Genomic DNA, 16,456 nt, shown 5'->3' with positions numbered 1-16,456 from the left:
GTCTTCCTAGGCTGCTGCTGACGATGACCAGCAGGGCCATGGATCCACGGGCAGCGGTGGTTCAACGCCGTCGAAGGCCGTCGGGCTCTCGAGTCCGTCAATGTCGTCGGGAGCTTCCGAAGGCTCGGGGCACCGGTAACCGCCCACGTCCGGGTAGCCCTCGAATTGGTCGAAGCCGCCGGGCACGGCCGGACGATCCGGCGGCTCCAGCCAGTCCGGTGGTTCCGGAGAGACTTCGATGAGTCGCGGTTCCGGTCCGTCCAGGCCGGGCGGCGACGTGGACCAGACTTGACCGGGTGGCAACTCCGGCAAAGCCTGAACGGGTGGCGGTTCCGGCAAAGCACCGGCTGTCGGTTCTGGCCAGTGGGGTGGTTCCCAGTCCTGGTATTCGGCCGGGTAGGACCGTCCCGCGGGTGAGATCCAGCCTGGCGGGCTCTCGCGGGTGGCGCCGACCGGCCTCCACGCCGTCGTGTGTTTCAGGCGGTGATGCTTCGGGCACGGCTGGCCAAGATTGGCGACGCCGGTGGTGCCGCCGTCGGCCCAGGCCAGGATGTGGTCGGCGTCGTTGTCCAGGGAGTGGTTGTTGCAGCCGGGGAACGTGCACCGCGCGTCGCGGAGACGGAGCCATTGGCGCATCGGTTTGGTGAGCCGGTAGCTGGTGCGTCCGATCTCCAGGGGCGCCCCGTCCCGCGGATCGGTCAGGACGCGCAGGAACGATGTTCCGCCGTCGGCGACGAGCCGGCGGGCCATGCTGGCGGGAATGGGCCCATACCCATCCAGTGTGGCCGGTTCGTCGGTCAGTCCGAGCAGCGAAAAAACCGGAACCGTGACCAGGACCTGAGCCCTCGGGGACGGCACATCAGCAGCGGGCCCGTCCCCCGCGGCCCCAACACCTGCGGGCCCAACACCTGCGGGCACCGGGCCGGCGAAGAATGCTGCGCCCGTGCCGTCAATCCCCGAAACGGGACCGAGCATGCCGGTGGAAAAGACATCGGCCCGGAGCTGGCTCAGGGTCCGGGTCTCGGTCGGGCCCTGGGCTGCGCGTGCGGCGGCGGTGGAGCGGTTCCAGATCCCGGCGGCCTGGTCCGCGGGCAGGAACGCCGAGAGCCAGGCCATGCCGTCCCGGGCCGGGAGGTACTCCAGGCGCCGGTCCTTCACACTGTTGCGGTGCCGGGTTTCGATGCTGTCCTGATGATGCCGTTCCCGCCAATACCGTGCCTTGGCGCGGAACCTCGCAGGGGTCAGCTCCCCGGCCGGGCAACCCCGGGCAAACCCCGGCGCGTCCGGATCCAGGAAGTGCGCCTCCAACGCCGCCGCAGCCTCCCGATCCAGCCCGTCGGTTTCATCGCACATGATCCGCCCGTGCTGCCAGGACAGACTTCCGGACCCGATCGCGGCCAGCGTCAGCGGCAGATCCGTGCTCAGCCTGGCGGCCTCGACCAGCAACCGTGCCGCCGCACCCTCGCTGACGGTCAGCGCACCGGCCACCTCCGCCGTCACGGACATCTGCCGCACGGCAACGTCCTGCGGCTTCTGAGCCGGGGGCGCCATCGCCGCATCCGCGGTGACGTATCCGGTAGCGAAGTGCACCTTCACCGCCGCAAGCCGGGCTTCTATCCCGGCCACCCCGGTCAGGCCGTCCAGGAACGCAGCAGCCTGCTCCCCAAGAGGGTCAACATGATCCGGCAGCGGAACCGCGCCCGCCGGGGCAGGATCAGCCAGCCCGCGGAGCTCAGCAGCCAGCGCCAAGGCAGAGGCACCAATAGCCTCCAACACCTCCGCAGCAGCCACACTGTTTCCCATACCCACAGCATGACAGGGGGGTGTGACAAAAACGCCGGACCGCAGGAGCGGCCCGGACGCGCCACGCCCCGATTGCAACGGGATCCAAGCAATGACCTGCACGGCCTGGGAAAGCAGGCCGTGCAGGAGCTTCGGGGCCGTACTGCCCGCCGGACTGCGGCCCTACCGCCGTACCTCGGCTACCTTCGGGACCCGCTACCTTCGGGACCCGCTACCTCCGGATGACGACGTCGTCGACGTAGCTGTCACCCATCTGACGCGGGTGCTCGGCTCCGAACTGGACCTTGCTCAGGCTCGTGGCGCCGAGGGTCACCCTGTTGTTGGCGAACAACCTTGCCCCGTCAAGCCAGATCTCGATGGAGGACTTGTCACCGTTGGCCCTGACCTGCATCTGCACATGGTGCCAGGCGCCCAGGCGCATGTTCGACGCCGAGAGTTTGGTGAACGAGAACGTCCCGTTGGGATTGGTGGTCCGCAGCCAGGGCGTGCCCGTGGCATTGTCGCGGAAGACATCGGCGATCCGGGTGGCACCGGAGAAGAAGCGCACATAGGGAACGTTGTTCCCCCGGAGTCCGCCGGACACGATGTTGACCCAGGCGTCGGCGCTGGCCCGCGTGGTGCCGGCCTCCAGGCCGTATCCCATGTTGGCCACGGACCCGACGGTATCGGTCGCCCGCAACCGGACCGAACACGTGCCGGTATGGGCCGTAGGGCTGGCCACGGCCACCGTTCCATTGCCTGACCGAGTGGCCACGAACGGTGCCAGGGTGTTGCCCTCAAAGGTTGTGGCGGTCAGGACCTTACCCCCGAGGTTGGTCACCGGGACTGCCGTTCCGGCACGGCAGGTGGCCGCCAGGGCGGTCTGTGATGGACCAAAAATCAGGCTGCCCGACAGGAGCAGCCCAAGGCTTCCGATCGTGCCGAGTTTCCGTAGCTCGCCCATGGCATGTCCTCACTGTTGTTCTGTTTAGTTTCCGCAGCCATCCAGCTTGCACCCCGGGCACATGGTCGGCCCTGGAGGTTGGGAAAACTTTGGGAAAACCTTGGGTCGCCTGAAGCGCATAATGGCATCAACCACAGGCAAGAGAATTCCGACGGCGGCCAGGGACAAGGAGGTCCGGATGCTGAGGCTTCCCCGCATCACAGTTGAGGTTCCGGTGCTCGGCGTCGGCACCAGACCCGCGGACTACGAACAGCTCGCTGCCTACGCGGACGGGCTTCGCAGGCCGCAGGGACTGCACATGACGCTGCTCCACATCGGCATTCTGGAGGACTTCGCCGCCGACATTGCCGAGTGGACCAAGGGCGCCACGGATCCTGCCGCGGCCGTTGCCAGGACTGCGGACTGGCTGCGCGGCCTGCCCGTGCTGGAGGGCTTCTCCGGAACCGCGGAGCGGCTGATCCTGCTGGGCGGCGGCCGGGTGTCCGGACTCGAGGTGGACGTGCCCCAGGCCGTGCGGGACTTCCAGGTCTCGCTCGTCCAGGCCCTCCATGAACTGCTTGATGACCTGCTAGTGGACAACCCGGACGACTTCATCCTCAGCTCCCGCGCCCTGGGCTACAGGTATCCGCGGTGGCGCCCCCACGTTGCCGTGGGCAAGCCGAAGCCGCAGGGCCACCCAAGGGAAGACGGGCCCGGGGAACGCCGTTCACGGGAACGGAGCGGCTCCTGGGAAATCCGTCCGCTCACGGTGGAGTTCGGACCGTCGCAGATCAGGAACCTCCAGTTGCTGCCGGGCCCCGGCGACAGCCGGCCGTAGCGGCGCACTTCTTATTATCGGCTCGCTCCCCATCAGCGGCCCGCCTTCCGCAGCGGCTGGCTTTTCCACGGACGACGGCGGGACTCACCTCGCGGGTTTGACCACCATGGCTGAGCCTCCCCCGCGCCTGTCCGGCTCGGCCGCCGCGACCAGGCGTCCCCCGGACTTGAACTCGATGGCGGTGGCCGCGCCGATCTCTGCTGCCGAGGTGAACGCGTCGCCGGAGGGGGTGAACTCATGGCCGAACGGCTTCAGCTGGCTCTCATACGCGGTGATGAACCCGGGCTCGGCCGTGACCTTGGCAGAGTTCCGCTGCGCTGCCCGCGGAGCGGCGATGGCATCGGAGATGTTCATCCCCAGGTCCACCCGGTTCAGGATGGTCTGCAGGACGGTGGTGATAATCGTCGAGCCGCCGGGCGAGCCGAGGGCGAGGAACGGATCGCCGTCCTCGAGGATGATCGTCGGCGACATCGAGGACCGCGGCCGCTTGCCGGGCTCAATCCGGTTCGGGTCCTTCGGGTCGTACACGGTCGAAAAGTCAGTCAGTTCGTTGTTCAGCAGGAAGCCACGGCCGGGAACCACTATGCCGGACCCTCCGGTCTGTTCGATGGTGAGGGTGTACTCGACGACGTTGCCCCACTTGTCAGCGACCGTCAGGTTGGTGGTGGAGATGTTCTCGGTGTCCTGCTCGCTGGCGGGGGCCGCCGCGGCGGCCGGGCACGCGCCGTCGTACTTTGCCACGTCACCCGGCGCCACGGGCTTCACGGCCGCCAGCTTCGGGTTAATCCCGCACGAGCGTTCCTTACCGAACAGCGGGTCCGTCAGGGCGTCGGTGGGAACGTCCACGAAAGCAGGATCCCCCACGTACTTGCCGCGGTCCGCAAAGGCGAGCGCGCTGGCTTCGAGGTAGTGGTGCAGCGCGCTGGGCGTGGACATCCCGGAGAGGTCGAACGGCTCAAGGATGTTCAGCGCCTCGCCCACTGTGGTGCCGCCGCTGCTCGACGGAGCCATGCCGTAGACGTCCAGGCCGCGGTTATCGACGTGGGTGGGCTGCTGGTTCAGGGCGCGGTACCTGGCCAGATCCGCCGTCGTCAGGTGTCCGGCCGGGACAGGCAGCTTGGTGGTCTTGCTCTTCGGCGGTGCCTGGACGGCTGACGCTATCTCCTTGGCGAGCGCACCGTGGTAGAAGCCGCGGGTGCCCTTGTCCGCCAACAGCCGGTAGGTGGCCGCGAGGTCCGGGTTCCTGAAGATACTGCCGACGGCAGGTGCGTCACCGCCGGGGAGGAACAGCTTGCTCGTGGAGGTGAACGCTTCGAAGCGCAGTTTGTTATCCAGGGTCTGCTGGCGGAAGGTATCGTCCACCACAAATCCCCGGTCCGCGACCTTGATGGCCGGCTCCAGGACATCGTCCAGGTCCTTGGTTCCCCACCGGTCCAGCGCGCGCTCCCACGTGGCCGGGGTGCCGGGCACGCCCACCGATATGCCGCTGGTGACGAGCTCCGGCGTAAAGTTGTAGGGCTTGCCCGCCGGGTTTTCGGGGGTGATGGTACCGGGATCGATGAAGGCGTCATGCGGCATGGCGGCCGGCGCTGTTTCACGGCCGTCGATGGTGCTCACATGCCCGGTGTGTGAGCTGTAGAAGAGGAAGTACCCGCCGCCGCCTACTCCGGCGCTATACGGCTCGGTCACCCCGAGGGTCGCGGCCGCGGCGACAGCGGCATCGGCCGCGTTGCCGCCTCTGCGGAGGATGTCGATGGCCGCTGCGGACGCTTCCGGGTCAACGGTGCTCACTGCACCGCCGTACCCGGTGGCGGTCGCAGTCTTCTCGGTCACCCGTTCATCCGCAAACGCGGGGCTGGCAACTGCGCCTGCCGTCACGCTCACTGCCAGGGCCGTGGTGACGGCTGCTACTCGGCTTCTCAGGTATGGCATGGTCGCTCCCGGGTCGGTGTAATGCGGGTTGACGGTACTGTCACGCTACTCCGCGGTGGAAGGACTCTCAACGGCGAGAACATACACCGGTCCGAACCTTCAGCCTGCCTCTAGCGGCCGTGCGCTTCGTCTGCTGCGGCGCGCTGACGGCGGCTGGCGTACAGGAACGGCACGGCGAGCAGCTGGATGACGCCGCTGAATGCCAGGGACGCCGAATAGCCGTACACATCGGCTGCCCGGCCCAACAGCGGCTGCACCACCACGCCGCCGCTGGAGCCCATGAGTGAGGCGAAGCTGAGCACCGTGGCCCGCTGCCTGGAATCGATCATGTCGTTGAGGTACGCCTGCCCCACCGGGATCCCCACCTCCGCCACCAGTGCCCAGAGCGCCAGCAGCACCAGGGCCAGCCAGAAGTCACGCGTGAACCCGAGCGCCACCAGGATCAGTGCGCTGACGGCCCCGCTGAGGATCAACACCGTGGTGCGTTTGCGGACCAGGCGCCGGAAGTGCGGCGCCAGCCAGCCGCCAAGGACCTCGGCACCGGCCACGATGGCCGCCGCCAGTCCTGCGATGGCGTACGCGCCGCGGTCGCCGAACAGCTCAAGCAGGAACGGCTGGAGGGCATAAAACACATAAATCCCGACGCCGGCAGTGAACGGCGCGGACAGCATCACGTAGCGCACGGGCGGATTCTTCAGGCCGTTCTCGATGGAGGCAGAGAGGACAGCGCGCGTCGCCTGAAGTGGACGCGCCGAGCGCTCGGGCGTGAAGCCGACGTCGTGCATGAGCCACAGGGCCACTCCGAACATGGCCAGCAGGACGCCCACACGGATCAGGAACGGCACGCCGAGGTTTGTGGCCTGGGCGATCACGCCGCCTGCGACTGACCCGATGAGCATGGCAGTGCCGGACACCATCTGGCCGCGCCCGAGCACCGTCTCCAGCGCGCCGTCGTAGCCGGAGAAGTGCAGCGCATCGACCAGCCACGCCTCCACCGCACCCGAGAAGAAGGTGAAGCCCAGGCCGAGCAGCACGGACACGGCTGCCCACGCCCAGAACGGCGCTGAGAGCTGCCACAGCAGGTAGTAGAGGAGCGTCGAGACGGACAGCGTGGCGGTGCCGAGCAGGAAGGAGACCCGGCGCCCCCAGCCGTCGGCCACCACGCCGGTGGGCACCTCGAACAGCACCATCCCGGCGGTAAAGAACGCATTTGCGGCAAAAGCCTCAAGGTTGCTGAGCCCGGCGTCGAGGAGGAAGAGCGTGTTGATGCCCCAGATGAACGACGCCGCAAGGGTATTGCCGAGTGTCAGCGTCAGGTAGATGCGCTGCACCTTGCGGGCCGCCGGGTTCATCGCCTCGCTGTCCGTCCCGGCGCGAAGTTGGGGCACGAATCCATTCTCGCCGTCTTCACCGGGGGCCGCCAGAGACCTTTTATCAGGGGTCGTTCGAGCGTAGCGTCATGCCCAACGGAGTAGGCGGAGAAAGTCAGTGCGGCCCCGGTCCGCACGGCGCCGCCCCTATCCTGAGCCGTCGAAGGAGGCGGGAATGGCTGCTGGCTGGAATGCTGACACGGCTGCCGGTCCTGTGGGGTCGGGCACGGTCACCCTGGTGGAAGGTTCGTCCTTCTGCATCTCCTCGGCGAACGGTGACATCCATCCGGAGCATCCGCACGGCGTTTTCCATGAGGACACCCGCATCCTGTCCCGGTGGAACCTGTCAGTGAACGGCCTGCCACTGGAGGCGCTGACGGCGGAGACCAAGGAGCCGTACCGGGCGCTGTTCATTGGCCGGGTTCCCCGCTCTGACGGGTACGCGGACAGTCCCCTGATCGTGGAGCGCCTGCGGGAGGTGGGTGCCGGCATCCGCGAGGAGATCACCATCCGGAACTACTCCTCGAAGGAGACCGAGTGCATCGTCTCCCTCAGCGTTGAGTCGGATTTCGCTGATCTCTTTGAGGTGAAGGAAGCCCGTGTCCAGCGCCGCTGGGAGGAGTCCCGCCGGCCAGAGGGCGACTCCCTGGTGATCAAGGCCGGCTGGCAGGACCTCGTCAAGAGCGTCGTGGTCAACGCAAGCGGCGCCGAGGTCACCGCCGACTCCCTGACGTTCCGGACGGTGGTCCCGCCGCGCGGTGAGTGGAGTTCGCGGGTAAGCGTGGCGCCTGCCGCCGACGGCGGCGGGGTCCCGCCGTCGTCGTTGATCCGTCCCGTCTCCGGTGACCTGTCCCCGAGCGACCGCCGCCGGCAGGAATGGGTGGCCAAGATTCCCAAGCTGCACATGGGCAACCGCTCCATCGAGCGCACACTGCGGCGCAGCTACGACGACCTGGGCGCGCTCCGCATTGAGGATCCGGCCCATCCGGAGCGTATCGTCGTGGCCGCGGGAGCCCCCTGGTTCATGACGCTCTTCGGCCGCGACTCGCTGTGGGCCTCGGAAATGGCATTGCCGGTGGATCCGTCGCTGGCGCTGGGCACCCTGCAGACGCTCGCCGACCGGCAGGGCAAGGTGGTGGACCCGATGAGCGAGGAGGAGCCCGGGAAGATCCTGCATGAGGTCCGGCTCGGTGTCTCCAGCGGGCTGGCGCTGGGCGGCAAATCGGCCTACTACGGCAGCAACGACGCCACGCCGCAGTTCGTGATGGCGCTCGGTTCGGTGAGCCGCTGGGGTTTCGGCCGGGACACCATCGCCGCTCTGCTCCCCCACGCCGACCGCGCCCTGGACTGGGTCAGGAATTACGGCGACAAGGACGGTGACGGGTTCGTCGAGTATGAGCGGCTCAATGACCAGGGCCTCATCAACCAGGGCTGGAAGGACTCGTGGGACGGCATCAACTTCGCCGACGGGACGCTGGCGGAGCCGCCGATCGCGCTCTGCGAAGTCCAGGCGCTGGTCTACTCCGCGTTCCTGTCCCGGGCGTGGATGGCGTACGACGCCGGTGACACAGGTTTGGCGGCGCAGCTCACCGAAGAGGCAGCGGAGTTGAAGAAGAAATTCAACGAGCAGTTCTGGCTCCCGGACCGCGGCTATTTCGCCGTCGCACTGGACCGGGACAAGCGGCCCGTTGACGCGTGCGCGTCCAACATGGGGCAGTGCCTGTGGCACGGCATTGTGGACGAGGACAAGGTGCCGCTGGTGGCCAAGCGGCTGATGACCCCCGAGATGTTCAGCGGCTGGGGGGTCCGGACGCTGGGCACCGATATGGGTGCCTACAATCCGGCCAGCTACCACAACGGCTCGGTCTGGCCGCACGACAACGCCATCATCGCGGTGGGCCTGCTGCGTTATGGCTTCGTCGAGGAGGCGCAGCGGATCGCGACGGCCCTGCTGGAGGCTGCGGACTACACCGACGGGCGCCTGCCGGAACTGTTCTGCGGCTTCAGCCGGGACCAGGTCACTGAGCCGGTGCCGTATCCGACGGCCTGCTCCCCGCAGGCGTGGGCAGCCACCACGCCGATCATGCTGGTGACCAGCCTGATGCGGTATGACGCGCATGTGTCCCGGGGCGGCATGTGGATGGACCCGGTGCTGCCGGCCTCCTACGGCGACCTGCATATCACCAACGCGCCCATGGGCGGCGGCCGGATCACCATCGACATCACCGGCTCCGAGCCCTCCGTGCAGGGCCTGCCTGAGGGATTGACCTTCCACCGCGAGCACCGGCCGTGGCTGACGGAGCTGATCGCCGAGGCCGGGCTGGGAAAATAAGGACACTCTAGGGACGGCGGTCCAGCGCCTGCAGGAGCCGCCGGACCGAACCGCCGAGGTTCCACTCGGTGGCCAGCCGCTCAAGTTCGTCCCGCGCCTCACCGGTCACAGCGTGCAATTCGGCGCCCGCTTCATCAAGGGACGGCAGGTCCAGATTGCGCACCACGTTGACGACCGTGGGGGCCACCTTGAGATAGTCTGCCGCGGCGGTGAGCTTCGAGCGCACCGAGGACGACACCCCGCCTCCGGGATCCGCCGCCGCAATGAGCAGCCCGTCGAGCGTGCCGTGTTCCAGGAGCAGCGACGCGGCGGTCTTCTCGCCGATGCCGGCGACGCCGGGCAACCCGTCCGAGGCGTCCCCGCGGAGGGTCGCGTAGTCGGCGTACTGCGCGGGCAGCACACGGTACTTTCCCACGACGACGGCGTCGGTCAAAACTTCGAGGTTCCGCATTCCCCGGGCGGTGTAGATGACGCGCACCTGACGGTCGTCGTCGACCACCTGGAAGAGGTCCCGGTCCCCCGTCACCACGTCGACCGGAAGGCTGGCGTGGCTGGCGTAGGTTCCCACAACGTCGTCGGCCTCGTGCTCCGGGGCCCCCACGACGGCGATGCCGGCCAAGTCCAGCACGTGGCGGATCAGGGGGATCTGCGCCTCAAGCGCGTCCGGCACCACTTCCACATCGGCCGCACCCGCCACTGCCTCGGACACTCGGTGGGCTTTGTAGGTGGGAATGAGGTCTACCCGCCACTGGGGACGCCAGTCATCATCCCAGCATGCCACCAGATGCGTGGCGCCGTAGTCGGTGGTGAGCCGCGCGATCATGTCGAGCAGGCCGCGGACGGCGTTTACCGGGGTGCCGTCGGCCCGGCGGATGGTATCGGGCAGCCCATAGAAGGCACGGAAGTACAGTGAGGCGGTGTCGAGCAGCATCAGGCGGTGGACCATGACTGATCCTGACACGGATTCACCGTGCGGTGCCTGTGACACGGGCCGGAAGTGGGAGGATGGGCGCATGGAACTGCACATCACCGGCGACGAGGCCGCCGACAAACTGCTCAGCGATGACGCCTTCGCGCTGCTCACCGGCATGCTGCTTGACCAGCAGGTGACCATGGAGTCGGCTTTTGCCGGACCCGAAAAAATCCGCGCGCGCATCGGCTCCATCAGTCCTGCCGCCGTGGCCGAACATGACCCGGCAGGTTTCGTTGAGGTCTTCAAGGAACGTCCGGCAGTCCACCGCTTCCCCGGTTCCATGGCCGGCCGCGTCCAGGCGCTCGCCGAGGCCGTGCAAAGCGAGTGGGGCGGCGAGGCAACGGCCATCTGGACCCGGGACGAACCGGACGGCAAGGAAGTCCTCCGAAGGCTGAACGCACTGCCCGGATTCGGCGAGCAGAAGGCCAAGATCTTCCTGGCGCTGCTCGGCAAGCAGTGCGGACTCCAGGCGCCGGGCTGGCGTGAGGCAGCGGGCCACTACGGCGCGGAGGGTTCGTACCTCTCGGTGGCTGACATCGTGGATCCGGAGTCGCTGACGAAGGTTCGCGCCAGCAAGCAGGCAGCCAAGGCCGCCGCCAAGGCCGCCAAGGCGCCCGCCGCCGGTTAACGGACACTTACGACGGCGGGCAGTCGCCCTGGTGGGGCTGCTTAGTACACGCTAGTACTCGCCCTTGATCACGAAGTAGGAGCCGCGGATCTCCCCGGCCAGCTTCGACTTTTGGCGCGCGAACTTGAAGCTGGCTGCAAGTTCCTCGGGAACCTCCATGCCCTGTGAGAGCTTGAAGCCGACTGCGCGCTTCGCTCCCGGTTCGATGCCGTACATCACGTTGACTGCCAGCCCGGATTCGTAGAACACATATGCCATCCGAAGGCCGTCCACTTCGAAGGAAGTAACCTCGAGCGGACGGGCTGAGAAGACGATGTTGCGCTCGTTGGAAAGGACGCGGTTTACCCAGTCGAGCGTCTCCGGCGCGTCGCCGGCGGGCTCGACGGTGAACGCGTGATCGTACTTGTTCTTGTAATAACGTGCCTCGTTGGCGCGCAGTCCCGCCAGCGCGTCTGCCACTGGGGACGACTCCAGCCCAACGGTGGACACGTTCTGGAAATCTACGGTGTATGGCATGCGCCCTCCTGGTTATGATTCATCGCACTCCTCACCCTAATGTCCACCGCGGCGGCCCGGCTTCTCGATTCCTGACCGATAGGCCGCAGCCGACGTCATGCCCTGCCTTGACCGAGCATCCGGGCGGCAGCAAGGTACCCGGTGAGCATGGCTGTGGCGACACGGCTGACGGCCTGTTCATCCGGCGCGAATGTACTGGCGTGCAGGGTTCCGCTCGCAGCCGGCGTCCCGGTAAAGATTATCGCTGCCCGCGCCGCCGAAGCGTAGAACGCAAAATCATCCGAACCGTAGGAACGGAATTCACGGAGTTCATTCCCCCGGGCGCCAAGCCGGCGTCCGATTTCGGCGGCAAGTCCGGCGTCGTTTTCCAGGATCGGTTCGCCCTTACTGATCTCCAGGCGCACCGTGCAGTCGTGGGCCATGCCCACTCCGTTGGCCACCTGGCGGAGACGGTTGTGGATCATCTGCCGTTGCGGCTCCGTCATGGTGCGGATGGTCCCCGTAACCGTTGCCTCTTCCGGGATCGCGTTGGGGCTGACGCCGGCACTGAAAGTCCCGACGGTGAGTACCGCCGACACGGTGGGATCGACGTTGCGTGCAACGATCTGCTGGCAGGAAACCACAAAGGCGCTGGCGGCGAGGAGGGCGTCGGAAGAATGGTGGGGGTAGGCGCCGTGCGCAGACTGGCCGGTGATGACCAGTTCGAATTCATCGGCGGCGGCATTGACCGGTCCCGGCGTGCAGGAATAGGCCAGGGAATCCAGGGCCGGCTGCAGGTGGGCTCCGATAACGGCCCCCACCTCCTGGGCCTCCAGCACCCCGGCCCGCAGTACATCGCGGGCCCCGGATTCACCGACTTCTTCCCTGGGCTGGAGAATGCCCACCAGCGGAGCCGGCAGTGGGATTAGCGAAGCAACAGTGCGGGCAACGGCAATGAATGCCGCCATGTGCACGTCATGTCCGCAGGCGTGCATGGCCCCATTGGTGGCGGCCCAGGGAAGGCCTGTCCGTTCCACGATGGGCAGGGCGTCCATCTCCGCCCTGATTGCGACGGCGGCACCGGCGCCACCGAGGCGGACGATGCCGATGTCTCCGGCCAGTATTTCCTTACGGAATGAGTCGGGCAGCTCGTTCACGAGCGTGGCCAGGGTGTGGCCCTCGTCCCCCGAGACCCGGGGCTGGGCATGCAGTTGCCGGTACAGCACCTGAACGTTCTGCACCTCGGTGGCCAGGCGCGCGAACGCAGGATCTGTGTTGGATGCAGGCCCAGTGTCGAATGCCGCTGTACGGTTCATCGCCGGCTAGTACCGCCAGCGGAGGGCGGCAATCACGGCCTCACGGTCGAGCCTGGCAAAACGCTCGGCTTCGCCCCGCCGCACTGCCACATAGGAGTCCACCACATCATGGCCCAAGGCAGTGCGGAGGAAGCTGCTGCCGTCAAGACCGTCCAGGGCCGTCAACATATCAGGGGCAAATGCCCGGATGTCGGCGCGTTCCCTCTCCGCCTCGCTCAATGTCCCCGGGTCGACAGTGACCTCGGCGGGCAGTTGCTGCTGTTCCCTGAAGCCCTCCAGCGCGCTGGCAAGAATTGCTGCAACGGCCAGGTACTGGTTGGCTGAACCGTCGCAGCATTTCACTTCCACGTTCGATTGCTTGTCCTCGTAGCCCTTGAGGCCCGGCACGAAGCGCACGGCGGCCTCGCGGTTGCCCGTGCCCCAGCAGATAAAACTCCCCGCCCACTGTTGGGGTTGAAGCCGGGCCAGGCTCAGGGCGCTGCCTCCCAGCAATGACGAGCTTTCCGCCAGCCTGGCGAGGACGCCTGCGATCATGCTCTCTCCTGCCGGGCTCATCTGCGTCACGGCGGCAGCGTCGTAGAACACATTCCCGTCTACGTTCCGCGCGGAGAAATGGATGTGGCATCCGTTGGTCGCAGTAGTGGAATCAGCTATTGGCGCGTAGGAAACGAGCAATCCATGCCGGCGGGAAACCCTGGCGACGATGAACCGGGCCAGAAGATAATCGTCCACGGCCTGAACCGGGTTCCGCGGTGCCAGGGCTATTTCCACCTGGCCCCGGCCATACTCGGGATGGATCTGTTCAACCGGAACGCCGGCCTCCACAAGCGATGCCAGCACGTCCAGATTCCAGGCCTCCAGCTGCAGGAATGCCGCCGCGCCGTAGCCCGGACCACTGTGTGCCAGGACAGGCGCATCCTGGGTCCCGCTGAACACTGTGAACTCCAGTTCGACGCCTGCCGAAACCTCCAGTCCGGCCGCTGCCCACTCGGCAACAACGCGTTTGAGTGCCGTGCGCTGGCAGGTTGGATAAGGGGCACCGTGCAGGTCCACCAGGTCGGCCGGCGCCCAGGCGAGGCCGCTTGCCTTGTCGATGACGGCAACTCCTGAGCGGTCCGGCATTCCGCGCAGGTCACCGACAATGGGATCGATCCCGGACGACCGGGTGACATGGTCATCGGCGGCCAACAGGACTCCGACGCTCACCGAGACGCCGCAACCGTTGTGGAAAGCATCTTCCACCTTGGTCGCGGGCAGAACCTTGACCCTGGATACGCCTGCGTTATCCAGGCAGGAAATGACAAGTGCCCTGACCTGCTGGAGATCCAGGTCCGCCTTTGGATTTGAAGTCACAGCTTTCCTTTCGTTGTTCAGGCGATCGGCATTGGGCTTCAGGGATTCAAGTTGTAGACGCGCCTGGCGTTTTCCGAGGCGACCATCGTGGCAATTCTTTCGGCGTCGTTCGTGGTTGCCCAGCCCGAGGCAACCCAGTCGTCCATCAGCGCTGCGAATGACGTCCGCCAGCTGGCGGCACTGACGGCGTAGTGCTCGGCAAGGCCGTACGAATCCGACGAGTACAGGACCTTGCTGAAAGGCGCGATTTCCATCGCCTGGCGGATGGCGGCACCGGCACTTGGGCCCAGGTAATGCGAAACCAGGCCCACATCCAGATAGACGTGCGGGAAGACCTGGGCGAGGATGCCTGCTTCCCTGATGAAGGGGTAGCAGTGCAGCAGCATGAAATCGACCCCCAGTGACCTGGTCGCATGGAAGAGTGGATTGAGCCGCGATGGATCAGCCCGGAAGAGCTGGAGGTCCGAGTCGCCGTATCCCGTGTGGAGCTGGACGGGAAGGCCTGTGTCGATCCCCGTCCAAAGCCCGAACCTCAGAAGGACGGGGTCGGTGATCCTGGCGCGTCCGGTCTTCTCGGCTGTACGGAACCATTCGCCGGCCGCCTGAAGCACATCCCGCCCGGATGGACGCTCTGCCGGGATGTCGAAACCGTGGCGGTAGGCAATGATGGATTTCACTCCCACGGCCTCCCGGGTTCTGGCCGCCAGCGTCTCCGGGAACTTCGCAACGAAGCCGGCTGCGGTGGACCCGGACGCGAGGTCCTCGGCTACTCTCTCGATGCGGACGATCTCGCGGACCCGGGCATCAGCACGCGTCGCCATGGTGGCCGGGTCAAGAAGCCGTGCATCCCGTATGCCCGTGTCAATGAGGTAGTCGGACGTTCCGGTGCTGCGAAGCAGCAGCCTGTTGGCTTCAGCGGCGCCAATGGCGTGGCGGTGCGCGAGGTATTCATCCAGCGGCGCAAGGGGATCGAGTCCCAGGACCGGGGCGCAGACGCGCCGTACCGCCAAGCCGAAGGGCGAATCGAGGCTGTCTGTGCCTGCCGGGCCCGGCCAGTCGGATTCCGTGGCCAGGGTCCTGAACCCGTCATCGCCCAGTTCGCCGTCGACAACGCCGTGGCAGTGGTGGTCGATCAGGGGCAGGTCGATCCTGCGGCTGCCCGTGTCCGTCATGATCACCGCCAACTGGTCGTGTTTGGCCACACCTAGATCGAGTATGGAGCCGATGTCACCGGGAAGAAAGCCGTTAGGCCGGCCGATACGTCACCATCAGCACGCCCGTCCCGGTGGCCGCGCACTCCACCAGGCGCAGCCGGTGCGCCTGGTCGTCCGGCCCGTGTCTTCGTCGGGGCGGCCCGGCCCTTGCAGAACGCCGTCGGGGCTGAGGTGATCCACCACCAGAACGCGCATGCTGGACTCCGTCCGATATCAGCTGGCGTTGACCGCCGGGGTGTTTATGTGGCCGCCCAAAGCGGCCCAAAGGTAGCGAATGGCCGCCTCGACGCCCGTGGGGTTGGCGCCGGCCAGGAGCTGGAGCACCAGGCCGTCCAGCGCCGCGAAAGCGGCCTGGGCAGCACCTTCCCGGCCGCCGAAGCCGATCCGCTGCAGGCCGTCCGAGAGCGCAGCAATGTAGCTTTCGTAAAGGTGCCGCACAGGCCCTGCCAGTTCGGGCCGCCGCCGCGACTCAAGGATCATTTCGTATTGGAAAATCTGGATGTCGGGGTTGTCCTCAATCAGGGACAGGATGCGCTGGCAGAACTCCTCCTCGGTGGCGGGGAGCGCTTCCAGCTGTGACAGCCCGATCGACTGCTCCACGGACCATTCGAGTGCTGCCTCGATCAGGGCGTCCCGCTTGCCGAAGTGATGGACCACCAGAGTGTTATTGACGCCGGCATGCTCGGCAACAGCACGGAATGTCAGGCCCCGCAGTCCCTTGCGCGCCACCACGTGCACGGTGGCGGCAAGCAAAGCCTCCCGCCCTGTGCCGTAGCCGTTCTGTTTTTGCCCGCTCATGCCTCCGATTCTAACCGCTGGCAACAGGGTATTGACTTCAAACCTCAGCAAATGCTTAGCTGTGCTGCAGCACACAACTAAGCAAGTGCTGAGTTATTCAAAATGCCAAGGAGGAACCCATGTCCACGTCCACGAACGCCGTCGAATTCACCGCCCACGATGCCCTTGATCCGCAGAAGTATGAGCCCTTTATCCTGGGCCAGGTCCAGTGGGTGCGCCGCCCCGGAGACGGCGGCCGTCCAGCACTGTCCGCCGGCTTCTGGCACGTCACTACCGAAGAGGCCCCCGAGCCGTTTGACCTGCTGATCGAGGCGGACGAGACCCTTCACATCATCGAAGGCCACCTGCATATCCAGGTCGTGGGCGGCGAAAGCTTCGACCTGTTGCCCGGCTCGGCCGCTTCATTCAACAAGGGTGCACAGACCCGGTGGACGGTTGTTGAAGACACCACCGAATTCTTCGTCTACTCCTGACCGGCAACA

At 66.5% G+C, this 16,456-nt stretch carries 14 protein-coding genes; 4 read left to right on the top strand and 10 right to left on the bottom strand.

Annotation, left to right across the window (positions count from 1 at the left end):
• Nucleotides 1-6: 6 nt before the first annotated feature.
• Nucleotides 7-1,803 carry a DUF222 domain-containing protein gene (locus ACFRAU_RS08405; RefSeq protein ID WP_377999537.1) on the bottom strand — a complete coding sequence of 599 codons (1,797 nt, stop codon included), beginning with the start codon at nt 1,801-1,803 and terminating at the stop codon, nt 7-9.
• Nucleotides 1,804-2,014: 211 nt separating this feature from the next.
• Nucleotides 2,015-2,746 carry a hypothetical protein gene (locus ACFRAU_RS08400; protein WP_377999536.1) on the bottom strand — a complete coding sequence of 244 codons (732 nt, stop codon included), beginning with the start codon at nt 2,744-2,746 and terminating at the stop codon, nt 2,015-2,017.
• A 121-nt stretch (nt 2,747-2,867) separates the two neighbouring features.
• Between ACFRAU_RS08400 and ACFRAU_RS08395 the strand changes: the two genes are divergently transcribed.
• Nucleotides 2,868-3,563 (top strand): hypothetical protein, encoded by a 696-nt coding sequence (locus ACFRAU_RS08395; RefSeq protein WP_377999535.1) that lies wholly within the window; start codon nt 2,868-2,870, stop codon nt 3,561-3,563.
• Between the two features lie 84 nt (nt 3,564-3,647).
• Here ACFRAU_RS08395 and ggt read toward each other — a convergent pair whose 3' ends face one another.
• Nucleotides 3,648-5,495 (bottom strand): gamma-glutamyltransferase, encoded by a 1,848-nt coding sequence (gene ggt, locus ACFRAU_RS08390; protein ID WP_377999534.1) that lies wholly within the window; start codon nt 5,493-5,495, stop codon nt 3,648-3,650.
• A gap of 110 nt (nt 5,496-5,605) precedes the next feature.
• Nucleotides 5,606-6,847, bottom strand: coding sequence for an MFS transporter (locus ACFRAU_RS08385; protein ID WP_377997489.1), 1,242 nt, complete (start codon nt 6,845-6,847; stop codon nt 5,606-5,608).
• Nucleotides 6,848-7,040: 193 nt separating this feature from the next.
• Between ACFRAU_RS08385 and ACFRAU_RS08380 the strand changes: the two genes are divergently transcribed.
• Entirely contained in the window at nt 7,041-9,197 is a 2,157-nt protein-coding gene (locus ACFRAU_RS08380; RefSeq protein WP_377997481.1) for a glycogen debranching N-terminal domain-containing protein, read from the top strand.
• Nucleotides 9,198-9,204: 7 nt separating this feature from the next.
• Here ACFRAU_RS08380 and ACFRAU_RS08375 read toward each other — a convergent pair whose 3' ends face one another.
• Complete coding sequence (locus ACFRAU_RS08375; RefSeq protein ID WP_377999533.1) at nt 9,205-10,143, bottom strand: 5'-3' exonuclease H3TH domain-containing protein; 939 nt, start codon at nt 10,141-10,143, stop codon at nt 9,205-9,207.
• Nucleotides 10,144-10,210: 67 nt separating this feature from the next.
• On the opposite strand from ACFRAU_RS08375, the gene ACFRAU_RS08370 reads away from it, so the two are divergent.
• Nucleotides 10,211-10,798, top strand: coding sequence for an HhH-GPD-type base excision DNA repair protein (locus ACFRAU_RS08370; protein WP_377999532.1), 588 nt, complete (start codon nt 10,211-10,213; stop codon nt 10,796-10,798).
• Between the two features lie 51 nt (nt 10,799-10,849).
• Here the strand turns inward: ACFRAU_RS08370 and ACFRAU_RS08365 are convergent, their stop codons facing one another.
• From ACFRAU_RS08365 to ACFRAU_RS08345, 5 genes are all read right to left on the bottom strand, one after another.
• A complete protein-coding gene (locus ACFRAU_RS08365) occupies nt 10,850-11,314 on the bottom strand; it encodes a phage tail protein (protein ID WP_377999531.1) in 465 nt (154 codons plus the stop codon).
• Nucleotides 11,315-11,409: 95 nt separating this feature from the next.
• The gene (locus ACFRAU_RS08360; RefSeq protein ID WP_377999530.1) at nt 11,410-12,609 is read right to left on the bottom strand and encodes a M20 family metallopeptidase; all 1,200 of its coding nucleotides are present in this window, start codon (nt 12,607-12,609) and stop codon (nt 11,410-11,412) included.
• A 6-nt stretch (nt 12,610-12,615) separates the two neighbouring features.
• A complete protein-coding gene (locus tag ACFRAU_RS08355) occupies nt 12,616-13,962 on the bottom strand; it encodes a hypothetical protein (RefSeq protein ID WP_377999529.1) in 1,347 nt (448 codons plus the stop codon).
• 38 nt (nt 13,963-14,000) lie between these two features.
• Nucleotides 14,001-15,164 carry an amidohydrolase family protein gene (locus tag ACFRAU_RS08350; protein WP_377999528.1) on the bottom strand — a complete coding sequence of 388 codons (1,164 nt, stop codon included), beginning with the start codon at nt 15,162-15,164 and terminating at the stop codon, nt 14,001-14,003.
• A 225-nt stretch (nt 15,165-15,389) separates the two neighbouring features.
• Complete coding sequence (locus ACFRAU_RS08345; protein ID WP_377999527.1) at nt 15,390-15,974, bottom strand: TetR/AcrR family transcriptional regulator; 585 nt, start codon at nt 15,972-15,974, stop codon at nt 15,390-15,392.
• Between the two features lie 119 nt (nt 15,975-16,093).
• On the opposite strand from ACFRAU_RS08345, the gene ACFRAU_RS08340 reads away from it, so the two are divergent.
• Nucleotides 16,094-16,447: a cupin domain-containing protein gene (locus tag ACFRAU_RS08340; RefSeq protein ID WP_377999526.1), complete on the top strand. Its 354-nt coding sequence runs from the start codon at nt 16,094-16,096 to the stop codon at nt 16,445-16,447.
• The last annotated feature ends 9 nt before the right edge of the window (nt 16,448-16,456 follow it).

The organism is Arthrobacter sp. NPDC056691 (assembly GCF_042791415.1).
In the GTDB taxonomy this organism is placed as follows: domain Bacteria; phylum Actinomycetota; class Actinomycetes; order Actinomycetales; family Micrococcaceae; genus Arthrobacter.
This window is presented reverse-complemented; position numbering and strand designations above follow the sequence as displayed.